This window comes from Planifilum fimeticola (assembly GCF_003001905.1).
Taxonomy (GTDB): Bacteria; Bacillota; Bacilli; order Thermoactinomycetales; family DSM-44946; genus Planifilum; species Planifilum fimeticola.
In genome coordinates this window covers 77,250-94,481 of the sequence record NZ_PVNE01000004.1, presented here as the reverse complement: position 1 = coordinate 94,481, position 17,232 = coordinate 77,250, and the positions used below count along the sequence as shown (strand labels likewise).

Sequence of the window (17,232 nt, the reverse complement as noted above, 5' to 3'; positions counted from 1 at the left end):
ATACTCAAACAGGAAAGAGACGACTTGTTTGATGGGTGGCTTAATCTATGGGAGGTGTGCCGGGTGTCTCTCGAGATCGGTCTCCGGCTGAAAGAAGCAAGGGAATCACTGGGTCTTTCCATACAGGATATTCGGGATCAAACCCGCATAGAATCCGGATATCTGATCGCCCTTGAAAACGGGGAGTTTGACAAATTGCCCAGCCCCTATTTTGTACGCACCTGCATCCGGGCGTATGCCAAGTGTGTCGGCATTGAGCCGCATCATCTGCTGAAAAAATATCATCCCATTCCGGGCGAGTCCGGATCTCAAGATGCGTCGAAGAAGAGGAACACGGATCGGCAGAAGACGGTACAGGATCGTTCCCGCTTTACGTCGACATATCCCCGCGTCTCTCCCTGGGAGGAGTCTGCCGATTCTTTCAACGAAGAGGGGGGGAGGCAGGGAAGTCGAAGCTATATGCAGCGCACCACGCGCATGGAATCGCTCTCGCAAAGGACTAACCCGAACCTGGGAACCGGTTTTTCCTCGGGAGACACGGATCCCTACGGAATTCCCTCCCGGAGGGAACATCTTTCTGACGCGGATCAGGCTTCCGGGGATCCGATAAAAAGCCGGAACACGGGACGGCAGAGGGCGGTACAGGATCACTCCCGCTTCACGTCGAAGCTCTCCCGCCTTTCATCCCGCAGGGAGTCGGATGGGTCCGGTGAAGAACGGGGATGGGAGGATGCGCAAGGATCTCCAGAGCGGACCATGCGTTTGGAGTCGCTGTCGCAAAGGACCAACCCGGGAGCCGGTTTCGTTTCGGGAGACACCGATCCGCGCGATGAGGAACGGGAATCCCGGTATCATTATCCGGTGGAGCTTTCCGCCCGTTCCCGCCGCTCGGAGAGAGCCGATGAAGGATCATCCAGCCGAAAAATTCGCCGGATTGGCATTGTCGCGGGGATTGCCCTGTTTATTCCCGCCGCGGCCTGGGGAGCATTTTCACTCCTGAAGGATGATCCTCCCGCGGAGACGCCCTCCCCGAAAGCGCAGCAACAAAGCGAGTCGGGGGGAGTGAACGCCGATGAGCCGCTGTCGGCTCAGGACAACGATGTCTCCGAAGACAGAGGGGAAGAGGCTGAGGTGACGCTGGTGGATAACAGCGGCGGAGTCGCTCATTATCAAATTGCCGCAACGGGGGAGCTGTCGCTGGAAATCGGACCGGCGAGCGATGTCTGTTGGGTGCAAATCCGCGAACAGGCAGAATCAGGGAAATATCTGAAGGATGTGACCCTTAGGAATAACGAGACCTATAAATACACACACCCGGCGGACGGGTCCTCCAATTTGTACATTGAATTCGGGGCTCCGCATGCGGTTAAACAAATCAAGGTGAACGGTCAGTCCATCGATTCTTCCAAGATGGTCCGCATTGAACGGACCGAGTGAAGAATCGGCGGATCAGGGGCAGGGTCAGCATCCCTTTCCACGAAGTTTCGCCGGGTTCCCTGCCCCAAAAGCTTTTCAGGCCCATGGGCCTTGCGGTGAGGACCGGGACGCAAGGTCGGGAGGTGTCAGTCCATGTCCAATCCCGCGGAAGAGCTGAGGCGGGCGCGGGAAGCGGCCGGTCTCAGCTTGGAGGATGTCGAGAGAAGGACGCGTGTGCAGTCACATTATTTGAAGGCGATCGAAGAGGGGAATTATTCCGCGTTGCCCGGACATTCCTATGCCCGGGCGATTATTCGCACTTATGCGCAGTGTTTAGGGGTTTCGCCGGCGCCGATTTTGCGCGATTACGAGGGGAAATTGAAGCACTCCGCTACCGTGGAGGCTCCCAAGCGCTCCCTTCCGAGCCGCAAGGAGCGATACGCGGCGAGGAGGGGTCGGAGGAAGGACTGGAAAACGGCACTGCCGGAGGTTTTTTCTTCAAAGCAATTATTGATCGGCGCTTTATCGCTGGTTCTCATATTGGGCGTTGCGTCCACGCTTTATTTTGTCGATGTCTTCGGGAGCGGTCCGGAAGGCGATGAGTCGGCTTCCCCGGAGACATCGGAGGTGCGGGAAGAGGGACCCCCGTCAGAGGAACGGGGTTCACCCCAAGCGGCTTCCCTGTCCGGGGACGGGAACGAGGTGTCTGTCCGCCTGGTGAAGACGTCGGAATCGAACAAGCACGGCGATGAATACGCGATCGGCCATGCGGACAAGGTGGTGGTCACCATCAAAGCTTCGGCCGAAAGCTGGTTCCGCGCACGGGGAGGGGGGCCGACCGCTTCGGTGATGAAGGACGGGTATATCAAGGCGGGACAAACGGAAACCTTCACCCACTCCGAATGGATTTCCCTTCATCTGGGCAAGCCGGACAAGATTGAACTGCGGGTAAACGGGTATTTGGTGGACACGGAAGGGCAGAAAGATCCCCAGACATATCAGTTCCGGCTGGACGACAAGACCGATGAGAAGGCGGACAAGGATTCGTAGAAGTCATTTCGCTTTTTGACATGCTGAATGGGCATCGTATATACTTACGGAAGAATGTCAGAGATGGTGCCCATTTTTTGGAGGAAATGCGATGCCGGAAAAAGTTGCGATTGTCACGTTGGGATGCGAGAAGAATCTCGTGGATTCGGAAATCATGTCGGGACTGATTGATCGGCAAGGTCACATGCTGGTGGAGGATCCGAACGACGCCACCGTCGTGATAGTGAATACATGCGGGTTTATCGACGCCGCGAAGGAAGAGTCGATTAACGCCATTTTGGACTTGGCGGAGCTGAAGGAATCGGGACAAGTGAAAAGCCTGATTGTCTCCGGGTGTCTGGTACAGCGCTATAAAGAGGAACTGATGAGGGAGATTCCGGAGATCGACGGAATCGTGGGGACGGGCGATTTCGACAAGATCGCGGAGGTGATTGCCCAATCCATTTCGGGTCGTCGGCCGGTGATGGTAGGCAATCCCGTTTTTTCGTATGAGAAGGCTCTCCCGCGAAAGCGGTTGACTCCTCGCCATTTTGCCCATGTCAAAATCGCCGAGGGCTGTGACAACGCGTGCACTTTTTGCAGCATTCCCGTGATGCGCGGTGCACTTCGCAGCCGGAGCATCGAAAGCATTGTACGCGAGGTGGAGCAGTTGGCTGCGGAGGGAGTGCGGGAGGTGAGCCTGATCGCTCAGGACACCAGCAACTACGGAGTGGATCTGTATGGCTCCCCGTCCCTGGCACCCCTTTTGAACCGCGTTTCCGAAGTGGAGGGGATCCGCTGGGTTCGGCTTCATTATGTCTATCCGGGTGCTTTCAGCGATGAACTTCTGGAGACGATCGCTTCCAACCCGAAAATCTGCAAATACATCGACATGCCCCTGCAACACAGCGAGGATCGCATTCTCAGGCGCATGCGCCGACCGGGCAGGCAGCGGGATATCCTGTCCCTGATCGAAAAAATTCGCGGTCGCATTCCGGATGTGGCGATCCGCACTTCGATCATCGTGGGATTTCCCGGTGAGACGGAGGAGGATTTTGAGAACCTGCTCCGCTTTGTCCGGCGGGTGGAGTTCGACCGTTTGGGTGTCTTCACCTATTCCAACGAAGAAGGAACGCCCGCATCCCGGTTGCCCGACCATGTTCCGGAGGAAGTCAAGGAGGAGAGGGCCAACCGGCTGATGGAGTTGCAGCGCCAGATTTCGAGCCGTCGGAATCAGCGGCATGTCGGACGGGAATTGGAGGTTTTGATCGAATCCTACGATGGGCGCAGTGACGTTTACGTGGGTCGCAGTCAGTATGACGCCCCGGAGATTGACGGCGAGGTGTTTGTCCGCGGACAACAATTGCCCATAGGTGAAGTGATTCGCACCCGGATCACCCATTCTTTTGAATTCGACCTCGCGGGGGAGGTTCTCTGACGTGAATTTGGCCAACAAAATCACGCTGGCCCGCATCTTTCTCGTCCCGGTGGTGATGTTTTTCCTTCTGGTCCGGTTCAATCTCGGCCAGTTTCAGTTCGGGCAGGGGGTGATCACCGTCAGCGAGATCATCGCCGCCCTGATCTTCATCCTGGCCGCCGTCACGGACGGGCTGGACGGATATATCGCCCGGAAACGGAAGCTCGTGACCAATCTGGGAAAATTGCTGGATCCCCTGGCGGACAAGTTGCTGATTTCCGCAGCGCTGATTTCGCTGGTGGAGATGCAGCGACTGGATGCATGGGTGGCGATAGTCATCATCAGTCGGGAGTTTGCGGTAACCGGGCTGCGAATGATCGCCGCCGCCGAGGGGAAGGTGATTGCCGCCAGCCCTTGGGGGAAATTGAAGACGATCGTTCAAATCGTCGCCATCGTCGCCCTGATGATCAACAATTTTCCCTTCTCGTCCTTCGCCTTTCCCTTTGCCGGGATCATCACCTGGGCTGCTGTGATCATCACGGTCTGGTCCGGTGCGGATTATTTCATCAAAAATTGGAAGGTCATCCGATTTTCCAAACATCGATGAGGTGTGCCGCCCGTTTTGTCCGGGCGGCGAGACCCTCCGGATCCAACCGGCCGAATTGTCATCAGATCGGATAAACAGGAGGGTTGTATGCGCGGCGAAATCATTGCAGTTGGAACGGAGCTGCTCCTGGGTCAAATTGTGGATACCCATTCCGCCTACCTCTCCCGCGAGTGCGCCGAGCTGGGAATCAACATTTATTATCATTCCGCCGTCGGTGACAACCGGGAGCGGCTGAAGGAGATTCTCCGCCTGGCCGGGTCCCGGTCCGATCTGGTTTTGATCACCGGAGGACTTGGTCCGACCGAGGATGACTTGACGAAGGAAGCCCTTGCGGAGCTTCTGAATTTGCCCCTCGTGCCGCATCCCCCTTCCATCGCCCGGATGGAAGCTTTGTTCGCCCGCTTCGGAACGTCGGTTCCTCCCGGAAATTATAAACAGGGACTGGTGTTTGAAGGGGGGACGGTTTTTGAAAACCGCAACGGGACGGCTCCGGGCGTGGCGGTCACGCACGGGGGAACCACCTACGTGTTGATGCCGGGGCCCCCCGGCGAGTTGATTCCGATGTTTGAAGAGGAAGTGAAACCTTTCCTGATTTCCCTTCTGCCCGGTGATGAGAGGATCGTCTCCCGGGTTTACCGCTTTTTCGGGATCGGTGAGTCACATCTGGAGGAACGGATCAAGGATCTGATTCAAAACCAGGGGAATCCCACCGTCGCTCCGCTGGCAAAGGAGGCGGAGGTCACCCTGCGCTTGACCGCCAAGGCCCGCGATGCGGATGAAGCGGAGAGGATCATGGAACCCGTCCGGAGAGAAATAATGAAGAGGGTGGGCGGCTTTTGTTATGGAGAAGGGGAGTTATCGCTGGAGGAGTTGGTGATCCGGCGTCTCCTCGATCAAAAAAGGACCCTGGGTCTTGCGGAAAGTTGCACCGGCGGACTGATCACCCGCATGCTTACAACGGTTCCGGGAAGCAGCGGAGCGGTGAAGGGGGGCGTGGTCAGCTACACGTCGGATGTGAAGAAAGGAGTTCTGGGGGTTCCCGCCGGGGTGATCGAGCGATACGGGGCGGTCAGCATGGAAGCGGCCCTCGCCATGGCGGAGCGCGCGCGGGAGCTCTTCGGTTCCGATTTGGCCGTCAGTGTGACCGGTGTGGCGGGGCCGGATCCGGCGGAGGACAAACCGGTGGGACTGGTGTATATCGGTTGTGCGGAAGAGGGGTATCCCACCCGTGCGTATCGGCTCCGTCTCGGCGGAAACCGCCAAGGGATCCAGTTGCGTGCGGCAAAACATGCACTTTTCATCCTACAGGAACGATTAAAGAAAGGTGAAGCTCAGACATGAAGCGTTTTGACATGTTCGATTTGGATCCGGCGATCTTGCGCGGAATCGCCGATATGGGATTTGAGGAACCGTCCCCGATTCAGGCGGAATGCATCCCGCTGGTGTTGCGCGGGGAGGATGTGATCGGCCAGGCACAGACCGGAACGGGAAAAACCGCCGCCTTCGGCATTCCGGTTCTGGAACGGATCGATCCCCGCCGTCGTGAGGTGCAGAGTCTGATTTTGGCCCCCACGAGGGAGCTGGCGATCCAGGTTTCGGAAGAGATGCGGAAGATCGGGCGCCCCAAAAGGGTCAGGACCCTTCCCATCTACGGCGGGCAGTCGATTGGACGGCAAATCAAGGCCCTTCAGCAGGGCGTTCACGTGGTGATCGGGACGCCGGGACGGATTTTGGACCACCTCCGCCGGGGGACGCTGAACCTGAACCATGTGGAGATCATGGTTCTGGACGAGGCGGATGAGATGCTGGATATGGGCTTTATCGACGACATCGAATCGGTGATGAAATATTTGCCCGAACACCGGCAGCTTCTTCTCTTTTCCGCCACCATGCCTCCCGCCATCCGGCAACTGGCGAAAAAATATATGCGAAAACCCCGTTATGTCACGGTCAGCCGCGGCGAAGTGACCGTGCCCGTCATCGAGCAGGCGTATTATCGAGTGTTGGAAAGCAACAAGCTGGAGGCGCTGTGCCGGATACTGGACAGCGAGGATATCGACTTGGCCATACTCTTTTGTCGGACCAAAAAAGGGGTGGACGAACTGGCGGAGGCCCTTCAGGCAAGGGGATATCTGGCCGGGGGGCTGCACGGCGACCTTCCCCAGCAACAGCGGGATCGCGTGATGAACGCCTTCCGCGGAAAGGAGATCGAGCTCCTGGTGGCCACGGATGTGGCGGCACGGGGGATTGATGTCGGAAGCGTTTCCCATGTGATCAACTACGACATTCCCCAGGATACCGAAAGCTATGTGCATCGCATCGGCCGTACCGGACGGGCGGGCAGGACGGGAGTCGCCCTCACGCTGGTCACTCCCCGGGAGATGAAGCAGCTTCGTTCGATCGAGGAAGGGATTCATCAGCGGTTGGAGCTGCGGGAGATCCCCAGCCTGGAGGAAGTGGCGGAGAAGCAGCAGCAGACGTGGATAACCCAGGTTGAGGAGACGATTCGGTCGGAACAGGATTTTTCCCTGTTCAAAGAGATGGTGCGGGAGTTGACGGCCCGGCACAGCCCGGAAACCGTCGCGGTCGCCGCTTTGTATCTGGCCTTTGCCGATCGGTTGACCGGAAGCGCCGATCCCGCCTACGATTTCGGCGAGACGGGTGCCGCGCCCGGAATGGTTCGCTTCTTTGTGAATCTGGGGCGCAATGCCAATATCCGTCCGCAGGAATTGGTGAAAGTCATATCGGAGCAGGCGGGCATTTCGGCCAAACAGGTGGGGCGGATCAACATTTACGACCGGTTTTCCTTTGTGGAAGTTCCGGAAGAGGTGGCTCCTTTCGTCTTCGAAGCCCTGCGCCAATCGAAAATCAACGGGGCGAGGGTCAACCTCGAACCGGCGCGGCCCCGCAATCGTTCCTGAAAGAGAGAAAACACCCTGCCGGCAGGCGGCAGGGTGTTTCCGTTATTGAATGCCCAGGGCGATTTTGGCGTAACGGGACATCCGGTCTTTGGTCCACGGCGGATCCCAGACGATGTTGACTTCCACTTCCTTGACGCCGTCCACCCTTTTGACGGCTTCCGTGACGGCGCCGTTGATCATTCCGGCCAAGGGGCAACCGATGGCGGTCAGGGTCATCGTCACTTTCACATTGCCTTCGTCGTCGATATCCACGCCGTAGACCAAGCCCAGGTTGACGATATCGATTCCCAATTCGGGATCGGTGACTTCTCCCAGGGCCTCCATGATCTCCTCTTTCATCTTTTCCTTGTCCATCATCCACCCCTCCTTCCCGGGAAACGATGCCTCTCTTGGTGACGAGACGCTGTCTCCCCCTAGTTTACCACAATGGACCGGTCGCCGAAACACGGAAGGACCCTGGGGCCGATTGCGCCGGAGGAAGGAAGGGTTTTTTCCATTTCTTCGGAGGAAAATCCGAATAAATGTTCGCAAATGATCTTGGCACCCGGTGAAAAACGCGGTATGATGATATCGAGGTGAAACGGAAACAGAGGAGTGATCCTATGTCTGACCGCCGTCAGGCTTTGGAGATGGCTCTAAGGCAGATCGAGAAGCAGTTTGGCAAAGGTTCGATCATGAAGATGGGGGAAGCGGCCAATACCCAGGTGGAGACGGTATCCAGCGGTTCCTTGGGCCTGGATATCGCCCTGGGGGTGGGCGGTTATCCCCGCGGACGAATCATTGAAATATACGGCCCCGAGTCGTCGGGGAAGACGACGGTGGCACTCCATGCCATCGCGGAAGTCCAAAAAATCGGAGGACAAGCCGCCTTCATCGATGCGGAGCACGCACTGGATCCGGTGTATGCCCAGCGGTTGGGGGTCAACATCGATGAATTGCTCTTGTCCCAGCCGGATACGGGGGAACAGGCGCTGGAGATCGCCGAGGCGCTGGTTCGGAGCGGAGCGATCGACATCATCGTGATCGACTCGGTGGCGGCGTTGGTTCCGAAGGCGGAGATCGAAGGGGAGATGGGGGATTCCCACGTGGGTCTCCAAGCCCGCCTCATGTCCCAGGCGCTTCGGAAGCTGTCGGGGGTGATCAGCAAGTCGAAGACGATCGCCATCTTCATCAACCAGGTGCGGGAAAAGGTGGGGGTGATGTTCGGGAATCCGGAGACGACCCCCGGTGGACGCGCCCTCAAGTTTTACTCCAGCATCCGTCTGGAGGTGCGCCGCGCGGAGACGATCAAGCAAGGGAGCGAAATGGTGGGGAATCGCACCCGGATCAAAGTGGTGAAGAACAAAGTGGCGCCTCCCTTTAAACAGGCGGACGTGGACATCATGTACGGCGAGGGAATTTCGAACGAGGCGAGCATATTGGATATCGCCACGGATTTGGACATCGTGAACAAGAGCGGCGCCTGGTATTCCTGGAGCGGAGAACGGCTGGGCCAGGGGCGGGAAAACGCCAAACAGTTTTTGAAGGAACACCCTGAGGTGTGCGCGCAGATTGAAGCCGCGATCCGGGAGCATTACGGTCTGCCCGCCCCCAAGCGGGCGGAGGATGATTCTTCGGAGGAACTGCCCCTCGGATGACGATGGAAAAAGGGGTGATCACCCGGATCGAACGGTTGCCGGGTCGACCGCGGTATCGGATTTATGTCGACGATTCCTGCCGGTTCACCGTGGAAGAGGATGTGTTGATCAAATGCGGCCTGACGAAGGGGATGGCGGTCGATCCCGACCGGCTGGCTTCGATTCTGGAAGCGGAGGAGTGGAGCCGGGCCAGGAGGCTGGCGCTTCGTTATCTCGCGACAAAGCGGAGGACCTCCCGGGAGCTGGAACGGATGCTCCGGAGGAAGGGGGTCTCATCCGACCACATAAAAGCCGTCATGGACGAGTTTCGGCGTTTCCGCTATCTCGATGATCGAGCCTTTGCCCGGGATTGGGTGGAGGAGCGGAGAGCCCGGAAAGGGTACGGGGCGGCGCGGATTCGCAGGGAACTGGAGGAGAAAGGCGTTTCGGAGGAGCTGATTGCCGAGGCGCTGGGAGAAGTGGATGAGGAGGATGAGTATCGCCTCGCCATGGAAGTGGCGGAACGCCGATTGTCCCGCATGCAGTCCCAGCCCTGGCCCGCCCTGGAGCGTCGGTTGGGCCGCCAGCTGTTGAATCGCGGTTTTTCTCCGACCGTGGTATTCGAGGTGTTGGAGCGCGTCCGGTCGATTTATCGGGAAGAGGAAGGATGAGGGGCAGTGCGCTTTCTTTATGTGACCGACACGCATATCCGCGGAACTTCTCCCCGCAGCCGGACCGACGACTTTCCCCTTGCGATCCGGGAAAAGCTGCAGGAAGTGATTGAGCTGGCCCATCGGGAAGAGGTGGATGCGGTCCTTCACGGCGGGGATCTGTTTGACCGGCCGGATATTTCTCCGGCCGTGGTGCGGGAGTTTGCGGCGCTTTTTCGCCGATTGCAGGTTCCCCTCTACATGATTGCGGGCAATCACGACATTTACGGGCACAACCCGGACACGGTCGATCGCTCCATGCTGGGCCTGCTGGATGCCTTCGGGACAGTCCGGTTGCTGAGGAGCGGAGAGAAGCTTCTGCTGGAAAAGGGCGGGGTGTCGGTTCAGCTTTCCGGTCAACCGTTTCATTACGATTTGGACAAGCGTGATCCGGCACTCGATTATTCCGTGGAGAACCGGACCGGCGCCGACGTGTGCATCCACATGGTCCACGGAATGGCCGTCGACCGGGCGCTGCCCGCGGAGGTACCCCACACCCTCATCGACCGCCTCTGGTTCGATCAGGTGGATGTGCTCCTCACCGGCCATTACCATGCCGGGTTTCCGGTGCAGCGGCGAGGAAACCGGTATATCGTCAATCCGGGAGCCCTGGCCCGGATCAACAATCACCCGTCGGAGATTCGCCGCCGACCCCAGGTCGCCCTCATCGACATCGACGGGGAGATCCGCGTCCGGATCCTTCCCCTGTCCTGCGCCGCCTCGGGAGAAGCGGTGCTGGATCGTTCCTACATAGAGAAGGCGGCTTTTCGGGAAGAGAAGATGGCCGGGTTTGTCCAGCAGATCCGGGAGGCGGGAAATTTTCAGCACATGGCGGTGACCGATATCGTCGAGGAGATCGCCCGGATGACGGGAGTGGAGGATGAAGTGCGACTCGAAGCCCTTGCCCGGATCGGCGAGGTGCAGGAGCGGTTCGGATACGGGGAAGGTGTGGAGGATTGAAGCGGTTTAAAGGGCTTGTCATCGAAAATTTCCAATCCCACGAGCGGACGGAGATCGTTTTTTCGAAGGGGCTCAACGTGTTCGTGGGCCCTTCGGACAGCGGAAAGAGCGCCATTTTGCGCGCTCTGCGATGGGTGCTGTACAACCAGCCGCGGGGGAGCGATTTTATCCGGACCGGCGCTTCGCGCTGCCGGGTAACTCTGATTCTTTCCGACGGGACGCAAATCGTCCGGGAGCGATCCTCCTCGGTCAATCGCTATTTGATCCGGGATCCTCGGGGAAAGGAGCAGGTTTTTGAAGGGTTCGGCAGCGATGTGCCCCGGGAAGTGCTGGAGGCCCACGGAATGGTCCCCCTGCAGTTGGATGAGGACCGGGAATTGACGCTGCAGATCGGACAGCAGTTGGAGGGCCCCTTCCTCCTGTCGGAGAGCGGGGGGACGAGGGCCAAGTCGATCGGCCGCATCAGCGGGGCTCATCTCCTGGATTTGGCGCAGAATCAGACCGCCAAGGATCAGCGGGCCGTCTCCTCCCGGATCCGATTTGTGGAGGAGGAGATGGCGAGGCGGGAAGAGGAGCTGAAACCTTACGAGGGGTTGCCGCGCCTTCGGAAACAGTTGGATCGGGCCGCCGCGTTGAGAGAGGAAGCGGAGCGGAAGAAGGAGTTCCTCGAGAGGCTTCGCGGACTCAAGGAGCGATGGGAAGATTGCCAAAGCGAGATGTTGCGGGAGCGCAAACGGATTGCCTCCCTGGAAAAGGTGCCGGAGGCGGAGAAAATTTTTAGCCGTCTGGTGGAGGACGGAACCCGCCTGATCCGCATCCGGAAAATGGCCGATGGTTGGCGAAAGGGACGGGAGGAAAAGGCCCATTGGCAACAGGTGCGGTTTCGAACGACCCGGCTGGGGGAAGGGGCGCAACGGATCGCAGAGGCCGAACGGTTGCTGGAGCGGCTGGACCGGTTGCGCCGCCTGAGTAACCATCGGCTCCTTCTCGCGCGGGACATGGACAGGGAGCGACGCGTGGTTGAACGCACCGTCTCCCTTTCCGCAGCGGGCCTTCTCGTAGATGACCTCGGAGAAGCGGTGCTGAAGCTCCGGAAGATGGAGGAGAGGAGAAACCGCTGGGTCGGCATGAGAGGGGAGCGCGCGGGGGTGGAACGCACGCTGCGGCGGCTGAAGAGGGCGGAGCAGGCGGAGGCCCTCTGGGGTGGTCTGGAGGCGTCCTGCCGATTGTTTCAGTCGTTGAAAGAACGGCGCGATCGGCTTGAGGAACTGCGGGGACGGATCGAAAAGGGGATGCGCTACATAGCGGAGCGGGAAGAGGAGATCCGAAGGAAGTCGGAAGAGATGATCCGGGCCTTTGAGCGGATGGGGCGGTGCCCCACCTGCGGCATGAGGTTCGGACCGGACTTGTTGAAACATCTTTCCGAAGAGCTTCAGGGAGGGGAGTCGGGTGCAGCAGCAGGAAAAGGAGATTCAAGCACTTCGCAAGGCTTTGGACGAGGCCAAAGATCTGCGCAATCGGGCGGAGGTCAAGCTGGAGGCGCTGGAACGGCAGGAAAAGGAGATCCTGCGGGAGTTGGAGGAGCTCGGGGTGGAGCCGGATCGCCTGGATGAGGAGATCGAACGGCTGGAGCGGGAAATCGATGAGAAGATCAAACAGGCTTGGGAACTGATTCCCGTGGAGTTGATTCCGTCCCATGGATCGAAAGGATGAATTGAGCCGCTTGAGCCAGGCGCTGGCGGAAGCCGAGCGGCAGTGGGAGCGCCTGGAGGGCAAGAGGCAGGAGTTGGAGCGGCAGTACCGCGCCGTTCAAAGGGAATGGGAGGAGCTGCAAAGAAAGCGGGATCTCTACGAAAAGGTCCGCGTCCTTCTGCAGACGGCGGCGGAGCACGCCCGCCTCCAGGCGAAGGAGCAGATGGAGACGCTGGTGACCAACGCCCTCCAGTATGTATTCGGCCCCATGTTCCGTTTTGAGATTGAGCTCGCGGATCACGGGGGGAAACCCCACGCCGAGTTTTATGTGGTTACGGAATGGGAGGGGCGAAAGGTCCGAACCAAGCCCCAGGAAGCCCGGGGCGGAGGGGTCGTTGACATCACTTCCCTGGCCTTGCGGGTGGCGTTCATGGAATCATTCCGCCCGCGTCCCGAGGGGCCGCTGATTCTGGATGAGCCCGGAAAACACGTCAGTTCGGAATATGTGATCCCCATGTTGGAATTCCTCAAATCGACGGGGGAGATGTTCGGGCGGCAGATCATTTTGGTGACCCACGACCCCCATCTCACGGAAGGGGCTGAACAGGTGTTTCAAATCGGCCTCAAGTCCGGGCGGACGGTGGTGACTCCCCTCCGTCTCCTTGACAACGGGATTAATTAAATACTAAAATGGTGTTGCTCCAATGTGGTTGGCTATCCCTTTGATGGAAGGACCCGCATAACCACAAAGTTGCTATAATTTCAGACGGATGGGTTATGGTTTAACCCAACACTCCATTTCTCCCGTGAAAATTGGTGTGTATGGAAGAGGCTGTGTTTCCTGTGCCGGATATGATTGGGACGTGCTGCCCATTCTCCATATTTGGGGAATCTCCGTTCCCGCTTCCGGATCCATTTTGAGGTTGTTGTGATTTTGGCCGATGGCTTGGAGAAGGAAAGGATTTTGCAGCGAAAGCGGGCTGCAACAGAAGTTCAGCGCGGTTGAGTGGAAGACCGAAGTGGATCGGTCTTGTTTTATAAGTGGCGGAGGAAGGAGGTGGTAAGGGGGAATGCCGGACATACACATATTGGCTGTCAGCCTTATCGCGGGCTTGATCGGCGCCGTCGCCGGGTATTGGGGGCGGAAACTGACGGCTGAAGCGCGGATCGGCAGTGCGGAGAAGGAGGCCGAGCGCATCGTTCAAAATGCCATTCAGGAAGCCGATGCAGTGAAGAAGGAAAAAGTGTTGGAAGCCCGCGACGAGGCTCACGCGCTTCGCACTGAAGCGGAGCGGGAGATCCGTGAAGAGCGAAATGAACTGCACCGTCTGGAGCGGCGTCTGATGCAGAAAGAGGAAGCTCTCGACCGCAAGCAGGATTCCCTGGAGCGCCGCGAAGACGTTCTCAATAAAAAAGAGCGGGAAGCCCAAGAGCTGCTGAGAAAGGCGGAAGAGCTGAAACAGGAGCAGACGAGGGAGCTGGAGCGCATCTCCGGATTGACCGTCGAGGAGGCGCGGCAAAAGATTCTTTCCAGAGTGGAAAACGAAATGCGCCACGAGACGGCACAGATGATCAAGGAGATGGAGCAGCAGGCGAGGGAGGAAGCGGACAAGCGGGCGCGCAGCATCCTGTCATTGGCCATCCAGCGTTGCGCCGCCGATCATGTGGCGGAATCCACCGTTTCCGTTGTCACCCTTCCCAATGACGAGATGAAGGGACGGATCATCGGACGGGAGGGGCGGAATATCCGAACCTTGGAAACGCTGACGGGAATCGACCTGATCATCGACGATACCCCGGAAGCGGTCATTTTGTCCGGCTTTGATCCGATCCGCCGGGAAGTTGCCCGGGTCGCCCTGGAGAAGCTGGTGGCCGACGGGCGGATCCATCCGGCTCGGATTGAGGAAATGGTGGAAAAAGCCCGGAGAGAAGTGGATGAGCGGATCCGGGAGTACGGAGAGCAGGCCACCTTCGAAACCGGTGTTCACGGATTGCATCCCGATCTGATCAAGATTTTGGGGCGCCTGAAATTCCGGACGAGTTACGGGCAGAACGTGCTGAAACACTCGATCGAAGTGGCCCATTTGTCCGGGCTGTTGGCAGCGGAACTCGGGGAAGACGTGGTGCTGGCCAAGCGGGCGGGGCTTCTCCACGATATCGGAAAGGCGATCGATCACGAAGTGGAAGGATCGCACGTGGAGATCGGCATCGAGCTGGCCAAGAAGTACAATGAACACCCCGCCGTGATCAACGGGATCGCTTCCCACCACGGCGATGTGGAGGCGACCAGCGTCATCGCCGTGCTCGTCGGTGCGGCGGACATCCTGTCTGCGGCACGGCCGGGAGCGCGCCGGGAGACTTTGGAGGCATACATCAAGCGGTTGGAAAAACTGGAAGAAATATGCGAGTCCTTCGACGGGGTCGAAAAATCGTATGCCATTCAGGCGGGACGGGAAGTCCGCATCATCGTTCGGCCGGAAGAAGTGGGGGATGCCGAAGCGTCCCGTCTGGCCCGGGAGATCACCAAGAAGATCGAAAATCAGCTGGACTATCCCGGTCACATCAAGGTAACCGTGATTCGGGAGACCCGGGCAGTGGAATATGCCAAATGAGAAAGCGGCCCTTAGCCGCTTTCTTTTTTAAGCAGAGTTGGAGGCGCGAAGGATGCGCGTATTGATGATTGGAGATGTAGTGGGTTCTTGCGGGCGTTCAGCCCTTCGCAATCAGCTCCCTCGATTAAAGCGGTCTCTCCAACCGGACGTCATCGTCGCCAACGGGGAGAACGCCGCGGGGGGACGGGGGATTACCCGTGCCATTCTTCGGGAATTTTATGATCTGGGAATCGATTGCGTCACCCTGGGAAACCATTCCTGGGATCAGCGGGAAATTTTTGATTTCATCGACGATGAAACGCGCCTGATCCGTCCGGCCAATTATCCCGAAGGCACTCCCGGCCGGGGGGTTGCGGAGATTCCTGTGGGGCAGGAGGTTTTGGCGGTCATCAATCTGATGGGGCGAACCTTCATGCCGATTACGGAATGCCCCTTCCGGGTCGTGGATGCCCTGTTGAAGGATCTGGAGGAAACTTCCTTTATTCTGGTTGATTTTCACGCCGAGACCACTTCGGAGAAGCAGGCGATGGCTTGGTATCTCGACGGTCGGGTGTCGGCGGTGATCGGAACGCACACCCATGTCCAGACGGCGGATGAGCGCATTCTCCCTTCGGGAACGGCTTATCTCACCGACGTGGGAATGGTGGGCGCCTACAACGGGGTAATCGGCATGGATCGCGATCTGGTGCTGAAAAAGTTTCAGACACAGCTGCCGGTTCGCCTGGAAGCGGGAAGTGGGCCGGCCCAGCTGAACGCGGTCCTGATCGATTTGGAGCGCTCTTCGGGGCGCGCCCGCCAAATCCGGCGCATTCGCATCGATGACGATCATCCCTTCATGGATTGATTTTGGTTTTCAATATTTCGAATGTTTGACTTTATAGGAAGGAATTTATCGACGAATGGCGAATATACTAGCAGTGGACTTATTTCAATCACCAAGGAGGTACCCCCATGGAAGTATTAAAAGTTTCAGCAAAGTCCAACCCGAACTCCGTTGCCGGTGCACTTGCAGGTGTCCTGCGTGAGCGCGGGGCGGCCGAAATTCAGGCTATCGGTGCCGGTGCACTGAACCAAGCTGTTAAGGCGGTCGCGATCGCACGAGGGTTTGTGGCACCGAGCGGCATGGACCTGATCTGCATTCCGGCCTTCACCGACATCATGATCGATGGTGAAGAGCGAACGGCCATCAAGCTGATCGTGGAACCCCGATAAGGGTCAAAATGGCAATAAACCTGTTTATCTCGTATAGACAGGTTTTTCTTTTTTGGAAAGGATGAACCGGATGCGATGGATCGACGGCCACTGTGACGTGTTGTGGAAACTTTGGGACGCCCGGGAACCGATTTCCTTCTACGATGCGAAATCCCCGTTGGACGTCCGTTTTCCGGACGCCCGGGCCGCAGGAATCGGGTTGCAAGTCTTCGCCCTGTTTGTCTCCCCGAAGGTGCCGAGGGATTCGGCGTGGGACGCCGTCCTTCGCCAAGTGGATCTGTTTTACGAGGTGATCGTCCGCGATGGAAGTGAAGTGACGGCGGTCAGTTCGTCCGCCGAACTGGAAAATTTGAAGAGTTCGGGGAAGATGGGGGCTCTTCTGTCTTTGGAAGGGGCCGACGCCTTGTCCGGGGATTTGTATCGATTGCGCGTGCTTTACCGGCTGGGGGTTCGCCAGCTGGGGCTCACCTGGAATCATGCCAATGAGGCGGCGGACGGAGTGGAGGAGGATCGAGGCGGTGGCCTGACCCGATTTGGGCGGAAGTTGGTGGAAGAGATGGTCCGCCTTCGAATGATACTGGATGTATCCCATCTGTCGGAACGGGGATTTTGGGATGTGATGGAGTTCTCCGATGCTCCCGTCATCGCTTCCCATTCCAACTGCCACGCGGTTTGCCCGCACAGGCGCAATCTGAAGGATGATCAAATCCGCGCTCTGGTCGAAAAAGAGGGGATCATGGGAATCACCTTCGTGCCTCAGTTTGTGCATGAGCCGAAGGAGGAGGCCGCCGTGGAACACCTGCTGAGGCACATCGATCATGTGTGCGAACTGGGAGGAGAGCGCATTCTGGCCTTCGGGTCCGACTTTGACGGAATCTCTCACAAGGTCAAGGGGCTGGAGGATGTCGGGGGTTTTCCGTTCCTGGAAGAGCAGCTGTTAAAGCGTTACCCGGAGGAATGGGTAAGGCGTTGGATGTGGGACAACTGGTACGAATTTTATCGGAAACATCTTTCCTGAGGATCCTCCAGAGGCCCGTCGA

The 17,232-nt window shown here is 58.3% G+C and carries 17 protein-coding genes; 16 read left to right on the top strand and 1 reads right to left on the bottom strand.

Annotated features, from left to right (window positions below):
* The first annotated feature begins 63 nt into the window (after positions 1 to 63).
* The 6 genes from CLV97_RS03940 (at position 64) to CLV97_RS03915 (ending at position 7,390) form a co-directional block, all read left to right on the top strand.
* Entirely contained in the window at positions 64 to 1,437 is a 1,374-nt protein-coding gene (locus CLV97_RS03940; protein WP_146130402.1) for a helix-turn-helix domain-containing protein, read from the top strand.
* Positions 1,438 to 1,569: 132 nt separating this feature from the next.
* Complete coding sequence (locus CLV97_RS03935) at positions 1,570 to 2,466, top strand: RodZ domain-containing protein (protein ID WP_106344229.1); 897 nt, start codon at positions 1,570 to 1,572, stop codon at positions 2,464 to 2,466.
* A gap of 91 nt (positions 2,467 to 2,557) precedes the next feature.
* Positions 2,558 to 3,883, top strand: a complete 1,326-nt coding sequence (rimO, locus tag CLV97_RS03930; RefSeq protein WP_106344228.1) for a 30S ribosomal protein S12 methylthiotransferase RimO — start codon at positions 2,558 to 2,560, stop codon at positions 3,881 to 3,883.
* Position 3,884: 1 nt separating this feature from the next.
* Entirely contained in the window at positions 3,885 to 4,469 is a 585-nt protein-coding gene (gene pgsA / locus CLV97_RS03925; RefSeq protein WP_106344227.1) for a CDP-diacylglycerol--glycerol-3-phosphate 3-phosphatidyltransferase, read from the top strand.
* An 87-nt stretch (positions 4,470 to 4,556) separates the two neighbouring features.
* A complete protein-coding gene (locus CLV97_RS03920) occupies positions 4,557 to 5,810 on the top strand; it encodes a competence/damage-inducible protein A (protein WP_106344226.1) in 1,254 nt (417 codons plus the stop codon).
* Positions 5,807 to 7,390 (top strand): DEAD/DEAH box helicase, encoded by a 1,584-nt coding sequence (locus tag CLV97_RS03915; protein WP_106344225.1) that lies wholly within the window; start codon positions 5,807 to 5,809, stop codon positions 7,388 to 7,390. The genes CLV97_RS03920 and CLV97_RS03915 overlap by 4 nt, the downstream gene beginning before the upstream one ends.
* A 42-nt stretch (positions 7,391 to 7,432) precedes the next feature.
* On the opposite strand, the gene CLV97_RS03910 is transcribed toward CLV97_RS03915, so the two are convergent.
* On the bottom strand, positions 7,433 to 7,744 hold the full coding sequence (locus CLV97_RS03910) for a metal-sulfur cluster assembly factor (protein WP_211295675.1): 312 nt from the start codon (positions 7,742 to 7,744) through the stop codon (positions 7,433 to 7,435).
* 248 nt (positions 7,745 to 7,992) lie between these two features.
* On the opposite strand from CLV97_RS03910, the gene recA reads away from it, so the two are divergent.
* The 10 genes from recA (at position 7,993) to CLV97_RS03865 (ending at position 17,210) form a co-directional block, all read left to right on the top strand.
* A complete protein-coding gene (gene recA / locus CLV97_RS03905) occupies positions 7,993 to 9,027 on the top strand; it encodes a recombinase RecA (protein WP_106344223.1) in 1,035 nt (344 codons plus the stop codon).
* Positions 9,024 to 9,677, top strand: a complete 654-nt coding sequence (locus tag CLV97_RS03900) for a RecX family transcriptional regulator (RefSeq protein WP_106344222.1) — start codon at positions 9,024 to 9,026, stop codon at positions 9,675 to 9,677. Before recA ends, CLV97_RS03900 begins: the two co-directional genes overlap by 4 nt.
* Before the next feature lie 6 nt (positions 9,678 to 9,683).
* Entirely contained in the window at positions 9,684 to 10,676 is a 993-nt protein-coding gene (locus CLV97_RS03895) for a metallophosphoesterase family protein (protein ID WP_106344221.1), read from the top strand.
* The gene (locus CLV97_RS18495) at positions 10,673 to 12,289 is read left to right on the top strand and encodes an AAA family ATPase (protein WP_106344220.1); all 1,617 of its coding nucleotides are present in this window, start codon (positions 10,673 to 10,675) and stop codon (positions 12,287 to 12,289) included. Before CLV97_RS03895 ends, CLV97_RS18495 begins: the two co-directional genes overlap by 4 nt.
* Positions 12,267 to 12,389 carry a hypothetical protein gene (locus CLV97_RS18740; RefSeq protein WP_281257578.1) on the top strand — a complete coding sequence of 41 codons (123 nt, stop codon included), beginning with the start codon at positions 12,267 to 12,269 and terminating at the stop codon, positions 12,387 to 12,389. Before CLV97_RS18495 ends, CLV97_RS18740 begins: the two co-directional genes overlap by 23 nt.
* On the top strand, positions 12,373 to 13,050 hold the full coding sequence (locus tag CLV97_RS03885; protein WP_106344219.1) for an AAA family ATPase: 678 nt from the start codon (positions 12,373 to 12,375) through the stop codon (positions 13,048 to 13,050). Before CLV97_RS18740 ends, CLV97_RS03885 begins: the two co-directional genes overlap by 17 nt.
* A gap of 388 nt (positions 13,051 to 13,438) precedes the next feature.
* On the top strand, positions 13,439 to 14,980 hold the full coding sequence (rny, locus tag CLV97_RS03880) for a ribonuclease Y (protein WP_106344218.1): 1,542 nt from the start codon (positions 13,439 to 13,441) through the stop codon (positions 14,978 to 14,980).
* A 52-nt stretch (positions 14,981 to 15,032) separates the two neighbouring features.
* Positions 15,033 to 15,824, top strand: a complete 792-nt coding sequence (locus CLV97_RS03875) for a TIGR00282 family metallophosphoesterase (protein WP_106344217.1) — start codon at positions 15,033 to 15,035, stop codon at positions 15,822 to 15,824.
* A gap of 107 nt (positions 15,825 to 15,931) precedes the next feature.
* Positions 15,932 to 16,192: a stage V sporulation protein SpoVS gene (spoVS, locus tag CLV97_RS03870; RefSeq protein ID WP_092041407.1), complete on the top strand. Its 261-nt coding sequence runs from the start codon at positions 15,932 to 15,934 to the stop codon at positions 16,190 to 16,192.
* A 70-nt stretch (positions 16,193 to 16,262) separates the two neighbouring features.
* Positions 16,263 to 17,210, top strand: a complete 948-nt coding sequence (locus tag CLV97_RS03865) for a dipeptidase (RefSeq protein WP_170070350.1) — start codon at positions 16,263 to 16,265, stop codon at positions 17,208 to 17,210.
* The last annotated feature ends 22 nt before the right edge of the window (positions 17,211 to 17,232 follow it).

Excerpts from the sequence above, each read along its gene's own strand:
- CLV97_RS03935 (WP_106344229.1), top strand. The coding sequence starts at position 1,570 with ATGTCCAATCCCGCGGAAGAGCTGAGGCGGGCGCGGGAAGCGGCCGGT.
- CLV97_RS03920 (WP_106344226.1), top strand. The coding sequence starts at position 4,557 with ATGCGCGGCGAAATCATTGCAGTTGGAACGGAGCTGCTCCTGGGTCAA.
- rny (WP_106344218.1), top strand. The coding sequence starts at position 13,439 with ATGCCGGACATACACATATTGGCTGTCAGCCTTATCGCGGGCTTGATC.
- CLV97_RS03885 (WP_106344219.1), top strand. The coding sequence starts at position 12,373 with ATGGATCGAAAGGATGAATTGAGCCGCTTGAGCCAGGCGCTGGCGGAA.
- recA (WP_106344223.1), top strand. The coding sequence starts at position 7,993 with ATGTCTGACCGCCGTCAGGCTTTGGAGATGGCTCTAAGGCAGATCGAG.
- CLV97_RS03900 (WP_106344222.1), top strand. The coding sequence starts at position 9,024 with ATGACGATGGAAAAAGGGGTGATCACCCGGATCGAACGGTTGCCGGGT.
- CLV97_RS03915 (WP_106344225.1), top strand. The coding sequence starts at position 5,807 with ATGAAGCGTTTTGACATGTTCGATTTGGATCCGGCGATCTTGCGCGGA.
- spoVS (WP_092041407.1), top strand. The coding sequence starts at position 15,932 with ATGGAAGTATTAAAAGTTTCAGCAAAGTCCAACCCGAACTCCGTTGCC.
- CLV97_RS03910 (WP_211295675.1), bottom strand. The coding sequence starts at position 7,744 with ATGGACAAGGAAAAGATGAAAGAGGAGATCATGGAGGCCCTGGGAGAA.
- rimO (WP_106344228.1), top strand. The coding sequence starts at position 2,558 with ATGCCGGAAAAAGTTGCGATTGTCACGTTGGGATGCGAGAAGAATCTC.
- CLV97_RS03875 (WP_106344217.1), top strand. The coding sequence starts at position 15,033 with ATGCGCGTATTGATGATTGGAGATGTAGTGGGTTCTTGCGGGCGTTCA.
- CLV97_RS03865 (WP_170070350.1), top strand. The coding sequence starts at position 16,263 with ATGCGATGGATCGACGGCCACTGTGACGTGTTGTGGAAACTTTGGGAC.